This is a genomic window from Methanomethylovorans sp. (genome assembly GCF_050177135.1).
GTDB lineage: Archaea > Halobacteriota > Methanosarcinia > Methanosarcinales > Methanosarcinaceae > Methanomethylovorans.
The window spans coordinates 1-9071 of the sequence record NZ_JBFXHJ010000090.1 but is presented as its reverse complement, the minus strand read 5'-3'; the positions used below and the strand labels follow the sequence as shown (position 1 = coordinate 9071).

Annotated in this window: 12 protein-coding genes, 1 tRNA gene and 1 pseudogene; 9 read left to right on the top strand and 5 right to left on the bottom strand. The window is 41.8% G+C overall.

The genetic code is table 11. The features are described from left to right. The 4 genes from AB7U21_RS08070 to AB7U21_RS08055 form a co-directional block, all read left to right on the top strand. Positions 1-1718: methyl-accepting chemotaxis protein (locus AB7U21_RS08070; RefSeq protein ID WP_428388188.1), on the top strand; the 1718-nt coding region annotated here is incomplete at its 5' end. Positions 1719-1916: 198 nt separating this feature from the next. Continuing rightward, complete coding sequence (locus AB7U21_RS08065; protein WP_428388186.1) at positions 1917-2651, top strand: FKBP-type peptidyl-prolyl cis-trans isomerase; 735 nt, start codon at positions 1917-1919, stop codon at positions 2649-2651. 102 nt (positions 2652-2753) lie between these two features. Then, positions 2754-2839 (top strand) — tRNA-Ser (locus AB7U21_RS08060). Positions 2840-2965: 126 nt separating this feature from the next. Beyond that, the gene (locus AB7U21_RS08055) at positions 2966-3169 is read left to right on the top strand and encodes a hypothetical protein (RefSeq protein WP_428388184.1); all 204 of its coding nucleotides are present in this window, start codon (positions 2966-2968) and stop codon (positions 3167-3169) included. Between the two features lie 110 nt (positions 3170-3279). Here the strand turns inward: AB7U21_RS08055 and AB7U21_RS08050 are convergent, their stop codons facing one another. Then, complete coding sequence (locus AB7U21_RS08050; protein ID WP_428388182.1) at positions 3280-3678, bottom strand: DUF1699 family protein; 399 nt, start codon at positions 3676-3678, stop codon at positions 3280-3282. A gap of 605 nt (positions 3679-4283) precedes the next feature. Between AB7U21_RS08050 and AB7U21_RS08045 the strand changes: the two genes are divergently transcribed. Further along, positions 4284-4463: a hypothetical protein gene (locus tag AB7U21_RS08045; RefSeq protein ID WP_428388180.1), complete on the top strand. Its 180-nt coding sequence runs from the start codon at positions 4284-4286 to the stop codon at positions 4461-4463. A 91-nt stretch (positions 4464-4554) separates the two neighbouring features. Here AB7U21_RS08045 and AB7U21_RS08040 read toward each other — a convergent pair whose 3' ends face one another. Further along, the gene (locus AB7U21_RS08040; RefSeq protein WP_428388178.1) at positions 4555-4746 is read right to left on the bottom strand and encodes a TRAM domain-containing protein; all 192 of its coding nucleotides are present in this window, start codon (positions 4744-4746) and stop codon (positions 4555-4557) included. A 221-nt stretch (positions 4747-4967) separates the two neighbouring features. On the opposite strand from AB7U21_RS08040, the pseudogene AB7U21_RS08035 reads away from it, so the two are divergent. Continuing rightward, a pseudogene (locus AB7U21_RS08035) lies at positions 4968-5072 on the top strand (IS5/IS1182 family transposase); the annotation flags it as partial. Positions 5073-5159: 87 nt separating this feature from the next. On the opposite strand, the gene AB7U21_RS08030 reads toward AB7U21_RS08035, so the two are convergent. Both AB7U21_RS08030 and AB7U21_RS08025 read right to left on the bottom strand, forming a co-directional pair. Further along, positions 5160-5432, bottom strand: coding sequence for a DUF3303 domain-containing protein (locus tag AB7U21_RS08030; protein WP_428388176.1), 273 nt, complete (start codon positions 5430-5432; stop codon positions 5160-5162). A gap of 952 nt (positions 5433-6384) precedes the next feature. Continuing rightward, on the bottom strand, positions 6385-7251 hold the full coding sequence (locus tag AB7U21_RS08025; RefSeq protein WP_428388174.1) for a winged helix-turn-helix domain-containing protein: 867 nt from the start codon (positions 7249-7251) through the stop codon (positions 6385-6387). 115 nt (positions 7252-7366) lie between these two features. On the opposite strand from AB7U21_RS08025, the gene AB7U21_RS08020 reads away from it, so the two are divergent. The 3 genes from AB7U21_RS08020 to AB7U21_RS08010 all read left to right on the top strand — a co-directional run bounded on the left by AB7U21_RS08020 (position 7367) and on the right by AB7U21_RS08010 (position 8624). Further along, the gene (locus AB7U21_RS08020; RefSeq protein WP_428388172.1) at positions 7367-7861 is read left to right on the top strand and encodes a flavodoxin family protein; all 495 of its coding nucleotides are present in this window, start codon (positions 7367-7369) and stop codon (positions 7859-7861) included. Positions 7862-7871: 10 nt separating this feature from the next. Then, a complete protein-coding gene (locus tag AB7U21_RS08015) occupies positions 7872-8309 on the top strand; it encodes a CoA-binding protein (protein WP_428388170.1) in 438 nt (145 codons plus the stop codon). Between the two features lie 168 nt (positions 8310-8477). After that, entirely contained in the window at positions 8478-8624 is a 147-nt protein-coding gene (locus AB7U21_RS08010; RefSeq protein ID WP_428388168.1) for a hypothetical protein, read from the top strand. Between the two features lie 33 nt (positions 8625-8657). Here the strand turns inward: AB7U21_RS08010 and AB7U21_RS08005 are convergent. Next, a partial coding sequence (locus AB7U21_RS08005; RefSeq protein WP_428388166.1) for a DUF3883 domain-containing protein occupies positions 8658-9071 on the bottom strand: 414 nt, incomplete at its 5' end.

Here is a 9071-nt window from a genome sequence, read left to right as displayed (position 1 = left end):
ATGATGTCACGGGCAGGTTCATGCCTTATTGGAATACCCTAGGTGGTTCACTTGTACTGGACCCGCTGGCAGACACCGATACCTCTGATTATTACCAGCTGCCTCTAAAATTGAAAGAGACCGTAGTCCTTGAGCCATTCGTGTATGATGGTGTCCTGATGGTGAGCTATGTGGCTCCGATCATCAAAGATGGAACTGCGATAGGTATAAGCGGTCTGGACGTTTCACTGAGTGCTATCGACGAAGAGGCCGGACAGATATCCATATACGATACCGGTTATGCTTTCATGACCAGCAAGTCCGGTGTTTTCCTCTCACATCCGACTAACAAGGACTGGATAGGCTCCAAATCTCTCACAGATGTGAACGCGCCTGGCTATGCAAAGATGGCACAGGATATCAGTGTCGGTAAGAAGGGAACTATAGCTTCCGTAGACCCTGCGACCGGCAATGATATGGTGTTATTCTATGAACCGATACCTTCCTCTGATTTTGCATTGGTGCTGGCCGTTCCGGAAGAAGAGATGCTGGCCGGGGTTACATCCCTGAGGAACAATTTGATCGTAATTTCAGTTGTTGCAATTGGTTTTATGGCATTTGTAGCTTATCTGATATCCAGGTCTATAACTACTCCAATTACCAGGATAGTAAATGATTTCAAGAACATATCCACAGGTGCAGTGGATGGGAAACTGGATATAAGGGCTGATACTGATGTAGCGGTGGACTTCAAGGAGATCCCTGCCGGGCTGAACCTTATCATGGATAATATGAACAAGATGGTAAGGATGATAGGGGTAAATGCAGCCAATATTGCTGCTTCTGCCCAGGAGATATCTGCCGCATCTGAGGAGATGACAGCTTCTTCCACTGAGGTTTCAAGTAATGTTGGAGAGATAGCAAAAGGTTCGACCAACCAATCTCAGAAAACAGAAGAGGTTTCCAAGGCTATGAATGATATGACCCAGAGCGTACAGGAAATAGCCATAAATGCCCAGAAGGCTGCAGAGACCGCAACAGTGACAAGTGATACGATAAAGGATGTAGGGATACAGTCTGAGAACCTTATTGTGCAGATGAGTTCTATACAGTCGGCAGTAGGTGACTCTGCTGATGTGATCCGTGACCTTGACATGAAGTCAAAAAAGATCGATGAGATCGTCAACCTCATCACCAGTGTTGCAGATCAGACAAATCTGCTTGCTCTCAATGCAGCCATTGAGGCAGCGAGAGCTGGTGAACAAGGCAGGGGATTTGCAGTTGTTGCCGATGAGGTACGGAAACTGGCTGAAGAGTCCCGGGATGCTGCAAAGGAGATCGCGGTTCTGATCAAGGATATACAGGTCGGTACTGAGAACGCTGTGGCAGCCATGCAAAAGGGTACTGAGCAGGTAAACACCGGATCTGTGGCGCTTTCTCAAACGGTACAGGCTGTACAGTCCATTGTGGAAAGGAGCGGAAAGGTTGCACTTATGGCACAGGATATTGCTGCTGCTGCGCAGGAGCAGTCTGCCAGTATCGAGGAGATCACCTCATCTGTTGAAGAGATCTCGGCCATTTCAGAGCAAGCGGCTGCAGGTACACAACAGGCTTCTGCGGCTGTGGAAGAGCAAACGTCTTCTATGCAGGAACTCGCTAAGTCAGCTCAGGAACTTGCAAAGCTCTCCGATGATATGCAGGCTTATGTCGCACGCTTTTCATTGAAGGGTGAGGAGTAAGGACTCAAAAGTCCTTTATCCTCTTCTTTTTTTAACGGTATTTCCATTTCAACTCATTTTGTTCGTCTGTTTTCTATCTGCTTTCCTCCAAAATAGTCGTTATTCTGCTTTGATGCAAAAAGTTCTTAAAGGCACAGGAGTATAGCAGAGGACACTTTCATCCATAATTACACTAACAAAAGAATAGAGTTGATATATGTGGCAATAGAGAAAGGAGATTTCATAAGGATAACATATACCGGACGGTTCGAGGACGGACAGGTCTTTGATACCACCAGCGAGGAACTTGCAAAAGAGAATGGTATCTTCAATCCCCGTGGTATGTATGGGGGTGACGTTGTCATAGTAGGTTCCGGCCATACCATTAAAGGTCTGGATGAGGACTTTATAGGCAAGGAAGTTGGATATACCGGAAGCCTGGAGATACCTCCCGAAAAGGCATTTGGTGTTCACAACCCTGCTCTTGTGGAGTCTGTTTCTGTAACGAAGATCGCAGCACAGCTTAAGGATACCCGCCCATACCCAGGTATGGAGGTTGAAGTGGATGGTAAGAAGGGTGTTGTGCAGAAGATCATAGGCCGCAGGCTGCGTGTGGATTTCAACCACGCCCTTTCAGGCCGTACTGTCACCTACGAGTACACCATCGAAAAGAAGCTTGATGAACCTGAGGAAAAGGCAAAGGGATTGCTTGCTTTGTACACCGGGGCTTCCAATCTGGATATAGAGATCACTCCTGAACTGGTCCGCGTGATCATACCCATAGAGTTCAGCTTCAATCAGAGATGGCTTATCTCCAAGGGTCGTATAGCTCATGAGCTCATCGAGAATCTGGGCATACCAAACCTGGAATTCGTTGAGAAATATCCATACGTCCAAAAGAACCCTGAGGCTGAAGCAGAAGAGCCAGAAGAAGAAGGCGAAAGCGAAGAGTAAAGCTCTTCGCCGTATTTATTTTTCAGGCACCATCGCATCATCTAATCAAAAGTCTTATATTCAAAAGTGGTATTAAGGATACCACGTTCATTTGAACACATTGCTGAGGTAGCCAAGTGGTCTACGGCGCCGGTCTTGAAAACCGGTAGTGCTCACGCGCTGCGGGAGTTCGAATCTCCCCCTCAGCGTAAATCTAATGGTTTAACGCTAATTCTTCTTTTTACTTTCACTTTTCCAGGTAAGAGACTATTTATTTTCAAATGTGGAGAGGATTGTCCTTTATCTTGAAACTGCTTTTCGTTACCTTAAATGATATGGAGGTTCGGGTTAAAGGTAACAGCTGTAATGCCGGCTCGATGGAAGATGTGGATGGCGATGGGGACCTCGATCTTGTCGGCCATTTTGTTGATGAGGGCACTTTTGTTATCGAAGACAGCACAGCAACACTAGCAGCATTTACGTATGAAGGGGTTAAGGTCTTTGGAACAGACACCGTCCGTATCGTCCCTGGAAACTGAAGGATAAACCTTTCAGTCTTTTTTTTGAGGATGTTCGCTTCTAAACGGTGAAGGGTACATTTGAAAAGGCGTTTATTTTACGTACCTGTCCACCAGATCTGCATTAACAATCAGTTGTTCTTGACAAGGAATGCTATCAGAGCCGGACTAAGTCGTGTCTGTCTGGTCAACTTCTCAATAATATCCTTTTCAGGCATCTTATCCGCACGATACTGCTTCAGGCGATCGAACAACTCCGGAGGGATCTCGTAATATTCGTTGATATCCTTACGGTGTCCCCAAACATCACCCTCTATCAGCTCTATACCTTGCATTCCCAGGTACATTTCCGCAGATCTGGACACTGTTCTTAGATAAGAACTTGGGATATGTATCACCTTGACCTTCGGACATCTTATTACAAGTGAGAAGATGTCCTGATTTGATGGTCTGAATGCAAAATGTACTATTTTTTCTTCCGGATCTAAAGTGCTGATCTCTTCTCTGGAACTGACTACTCTTATTTTCATGATTGGGACCCCGCCAAGTACAGTTATTATATATAAAAGAAATTGTCGTTGTGAACTTTGTATAACTTTCATGCTATATAAATAGTATTAGGCTGTGCAGTCCTCATAATGAGCACAATACTCAGAATCGGTAGCAGCAAAGACATTAAATAGTACATTGGAACTCTTTAAAGTGCCGATGGAGGCAAAAACGACCCATCAGGCAAACACAGAAAAAAAAGCACAAATGCGTCCGCCCGTCAAAACACCCTGACGGGCTCACCTCTCTCCAAATTCTCTTCTCAAATTATAGAGACCCATGACCCACTCTAAGTTCGTGACCTAATTCATCGAATTTCGGGCTCTCTAGAGATCCTCATTTAATAGAAAATAAAATCGTGACATACATGTCAAGGTTATGCTTATTATCAAAATGAGGATTCCTGCAGGGCCATAATATTCTGATCATTCAGCATGTATTCAATACTCACTCGTAAATTTTGGATATAAGATCGGAAGGATTGCCTTAAGCAACTTGAGTTGTAACTCTTGTATTGGATGCATGCATTACATGGCATACAAGGTTTACATAAAATACTTAAATTAGTAAGAGTGTTGAAAGGTAGATGAATACTAAATGTAGTAGGACAGTTATTGCTATTGCCATAATATGGGCAGCGGTTATTTTTACATCTGCATTTATACTGCGGGAATCAGGTTATTTGATCAAATTAATTCCTATATATGGTGCAGCAGCAATAATGTGTATCATCTTTGCAGGGAACCTTTGTAAGAAAAGTGAATGAACCACTTACATTTACGTAAAATTAGATTAAAAAAGAAGGATGGAAAAACAAATAGTTGATTTCTCACTAAATGTTTAACCAATTATAAGATTTAAGCAACTTCGCCAAATGCGAATTTGCTCATTACCTTATTTACCTTTATCGTGACTTCATCGCCAATCTCGGTGTTGGGGACAAAGACAACAAATCCGCTTACTCTTGCGATTCCGTCGCCTTCTCTTGCGATGTCTTCAATTGTCACTTCATAATTCTGTCCAGCTTCTACTGGAGCACTTGAATGCATGTTACTAAACAAATGTTTCACGTCCTAATTGATTAGCTTAAAAAGAAATACAACCATTTGGTTGAAAATAAGAAAAACAGTAAATGTGAAAAATACTATCTAAACCTATAATTCAGCAAATCAGTATCAAACTCTATAAGCATCTCTACATGGGTAAGGGTTCTATATATAACTGTCCCTATATAGGCTCTGTAGAAATGCTACTTTTGCTTTCCTCTAAGACAAGAAAAAGGAAGAAGATCAAGGATAAGTATCGTAAAAAAATCATCGATGAGTTTGAGGAACTATTGCACCATTGCAGACATCTTGTAAAAACAATGTTTACAGAGCCGAATTTCGGTTTAATGCCAGCAAAAAGAAAAAATTGGTCATTGGTGATATGGTATGACCTTCATATTGTGTACAGACAGTCGTCACATTTTCCTAATTTTAACAACAAGCTCCATAAACTTCTTGGTTTCCATCACTTGGACGGTTTCCATCCGTGTGATGTCCCTCCATGGGAAGGCAGCAGCAGCAAATGCCTCTGCACTCTCAGCTTCGAACAGGAAAAAGGCTCTGCATGCTGCTACGTCATTCCATGCTCCTAAAATATTGTAGCCTTCCGGAGGTTTCCATTCCATGTAGCGTTTACCAGTTTCCATGTCGTCCTTTGGGTCCCATGTAATAATCTCCATGAACAACATTTCTTCTCCCCCCTGTTGAGATCATTTTCGTAATCCCAATATAATATTTCTTAAGAACAGCGTATATACTTTGAGTAGCCATTTTCCGAAAATGCTATCATTTGACTTTATATAAAGTAACTAATATTATTAGGGCTGATGTTTCATCTTTTATGTTCCATCGTGAAGTCGTGGGGATCATTCCCGTTGAAATATCAGTTTCTATAGAGATTGTCTAATTAGAACTTCAGTTGTAAACCCATTCTTTTTTATGGATCTCCACAACATTGAGTGGGCAATATGGAATAAAAGAGTGTTCTGATTTATTGACAGATCGTGGCTGTCTGGACAACCACGTCATATGATGTGGATCCCTAATTTCAGCAGATATTTGGTATACAGTAAATTGTTCTTTTATAGGGGATTGGTGACGTATTGTGCTACAATTACCCACACAATGTTGAAGAGAAACTTTTTTATTAACCTCACGATTGTTGTCCTGTCCTGCTGGCTACTTGCCGGGCTGTCCTTCTCCGCTTGCTCAGCTTTGCTTCGCAATGCTCGAAACTCAGCCCTCTATGTGGCTGGGACACCGACACGCTCTCTCGAGCGCATCCGTGCCGGGATAGAATGAGTGTTGCTAATGAGACAACATAACGTGGGGTCTTAAGGCCCCACGCATACCGGCCCTTGGGGAGCAGGGGTTTGTCGGCTCCCCTCGGTCCGATATTGCTAATTACAGGGATGGGGTACCAGAAGAGGAAAATTTCCCTGCAGGAAATGAGGTATTGCACAGCAATACGTCCCTTTGGGCTTGGGGTGGTTTAAAGCTGAAAAATAAAAAGCATTCTTGCGTTCACCAGTAGAATCAATAAATGATGTGGACATGAAGAGTATGGTGTTTTCACAGTACTGTGCCATATTTTTACACTATGTTCATTTATTGCTACCTTTTAATTGCCTTTTTTCTTGTTTATTGCTGCTCAATTTCTGAGTAAATCCGAGAAAGCCCCTCTAGGGTTGAGTATCCTTTTCTTGTGATTATGTAATCCCCCCGTTCATTCCTCTGTAAAACCATACCTGCTTCGAGTAGTTTCTGAAGGTGAAAAAGCAGATTTCCGCCACGCAATCCTGTAAGTTTTGAAAGTTCTGAAAAAGTCCTGCTATCGCCTGAAAGCTCTTTGAGAATAAGGAGACGCTGACTATTAGCTATAGGTTCGCAAATTTCAGAGGCCAGCTTGCTAGGTTCGATCTCGCTTATATCAGCTTTTTTAGTCCCCTCTTCCTTCTCTTCATAGGTCTGGAGCGAGTGCATGAGTTTAACCTGTGTTTCAAAAATATTCATAGCTTCCGAAAAACAACTGCTACATTTGGGGTTTTTTGCTTCCTTTTTTAAATGTTCCAGTTTTTCCCTGTAAAGCTTTATATTATTGGAATCTATTCGATGCCTGCCAACAAGTCCTGCAGTTTCCTGCAAAATATCAATTAAATTTTTTTCACAAAAATCTCGCATCTTACAGTCCTGTACCATCTGTCTGTGCATTCTCTCACTAGCATCATCACGCAGGTAGTTCACCATGGTTTTCATGAAACTCGTTCGCATTTCTTCAAGGATTTCCTCAATATGCTGCTGGTTAGCCCGCTGCAAAAAGCGTGAGAACTCTTTTTTAAGGGTCACAATTTCTTCCTTAATAGAGTGCAGTTCCTCTATGTAATACGATTCAATATTTTCTTTTGCTGTCTCCATCTTATCTGCCTCTGAAATGCTCGAAAATAGGGTCACGTCCCATATGATCTGTTTTATAAAAAGATCCAATTCAAAGTTCTTAACTGAAACCATTATTGAACATTGTTATTCAAGGTCATTTTTCTATACAACTGGAAGTTAGTACATAATCATGACGCTCAAGTATATAAATATATACAGCGTTCATTGGAACATAGAGGAATGCTATATGAAAACACTTGTTACATACATGAGTCAGACCGGAAAGACAAAGAAAGTAGCTGAAGCTATTTACAGTGAACTTACAGGGGAAAAGGAAATCAAACCCATATCCGAGGTCAAGAACCTTGAGGGATATGATCTTGCTTTCATAGGATTCCCTATACTGCAGTTTGATGTTCCGCCTGTAGTTAAAACTTTTTTATCAGCTAATACTAAAGACAAAAACATTGCAATATTCATGACACATGCCGTTCCTGAAGGATTCGAGGCCATTCATTCATGGACTGGTTCCTACGAGAAGGCTGCTGTTGGTGCAAACATCCTTGGTGCATTTGATTGTCAGGGAGAGCTTGCCCAGCCTGTAATTGACATGCTGTTAAAGTCCGATGACCCACAGATGAAAGCATTTGGTGAGATGGGACCATCCACAAAAGGGCAGCCGGATCAATCCAGGTTACAGAAAGCAAAGGAATTTGCAAAGAAAATACAGGCAAAAGTTTGATATCATGAAGATGGGATCAACAACTTACCAAAGAATGGATTTTTGGGACGCAAAGAACTATGCATTAATCACTGACAATACAAAGCCAGCAATGAAGTGGACCATATCTGAACTTAAAAAGCGGGGCAAGACTGTTTATGTCATTGACCTTTCCGACAAGCAGGAACCCGGCAATTTAAGAAAAGTTTCGGACCTTCCAGTTGGTATTGATCGTGCTATCCTTGGCATCACGAAAACCGATCCTGGAGATCTTATTCCTGGTCTGAAAGAAAAAGGTATAACCAAAATCTGGCTTCATTGGAACACAGAAACCGAAAAAGCCTTGCAAACCTGCAAGGCAGAAGGTCTTGAGTGTGTGACCGAACACTGTCCAATGCTGTACCTTGGAAGTGGTTTTAGTATACATGGAATGCACAGAACGATCGCGAAGATGACAGGGAAATATTGAATAAAGGTACATTTCCAGTGGAGTTTTTGGACCTGGAAGATCCGGGTAAAACCGGGATGCATGCCAGCTGTGGCACAGACTCCTTAATCGTGTACCTAAGGGAACGGATGAAAAAAGCCTCTGTCGCCGCGAAGCGGCGCAAATGCGGGGTAGGTGGAGAAATGTTTTATGAGGAAGATTAAGGGGGAAAACGAGAGGCTGAGTGATTATGGCCTAACCTTTGTTTCTGGAAGAAATGGTATGAGTACATTCAGTCTTTACACTGGAAATGTAGGTTTCAATGTGATTATGACCAGCACCTTTTTTAAATTATAAAATTTGTTAGTTTTCATTTAACATGGATACCTATTAGAATAAATTTTCTTCAGCGTTTAATCTATACCTGTTAAAATCCAAGATGATACTACATTCTGTCCATTTCGAATTACTAGCTACATCCTGAGGAATTAAGGAACTAATCGCAGGTGCTGGTAGTACAAAAGGTCCAATCCCAGAAAAAAGTCCATTATCTATTTTAACATTAGTCCAAAAATAGAAGTAATAATTTTCTTTATATTTTTCTGCTGTATCCCATTCGTTCCGTGTTAAAAAGAACCTGAAATTTTGATTTGAGTGAGACTTTGTAGACTTAACTTCAATAAACATAATTTCTTCAGATTTTTTCTTTTTTGTCTGTATTCGCCCAAAAAAAGAAGATATGTCATAACCGTAAATGTCGCTTTCTTTTGAAACCCAATATACATTATCAGCTAAGTTAGTATA

Bases quoted from the DNA above. Each gene is read 5' to 3' on its own strand.
- AB7U21_RS08030 (WP_428388176.1), bottom strand. From the start codon at position 5,432: ATGTTGTTCATGGAGATTATTACATGGGACCCAAAGGACGACATGGAA.
- AB7U21_RS08015 (WP_428388170.1), top strand. From the start codon at position 7,872: ATGGGATCAACAACTTACCAAAGAATGGATTTTTGGGACGCAAAGAAC.
- AB7U21_RS08020 (WP_428388172.1), top strand. From the start codon at position 7,367: ATGAAAACACTTGTTACATACATGAGTCAGACCGGAAAGACAAAGAAA.
- AB7U21_RS08045 (WP_428388180.1), top strand. From the start codon at position 4,284: ATGAATACTAAATGTAGTAGGACAGTTATTGCTATTGCCATAATATGG.
- AB7U21_RS08010 (WP_428388168.1), top strand. From the start codon at position 8,478: ATGAGGAAGATTAAGGGGGAAAACGAGAGGCTGAGTGATTATGGCCTA.
- AB7U21_RS08025 (WP_428388174.1), bottom strand. From the start codon at position 7,251: ATGGTTTCAGTTAAGAACTTTGAATTGGATCTTTTTATAAAACAGATC.
- AB7U21_RS08050 (WP_428388182.1), bottom strand. From the start codon at position 3,678: ATGAAAATAAGAGTAGTCAGTTCCAGAGAAGAGATCAGCACTTTAGAT.
- AB7U21_RS08040 (WP_428388178.1), bottom strand. From the start codon at position 4,746: ATGCATTCAAGTGCTCCAGTAGAAGCTGGACAGAATTATGAAGTGACA.
- AB7U21_RS08055 (WP_428388184.1), top strand. From the start codon at position 2,966: ATGGAGGTTCGGGTTAAAGGTAACAGCTGTAATGCCGGCTCGATGGAA.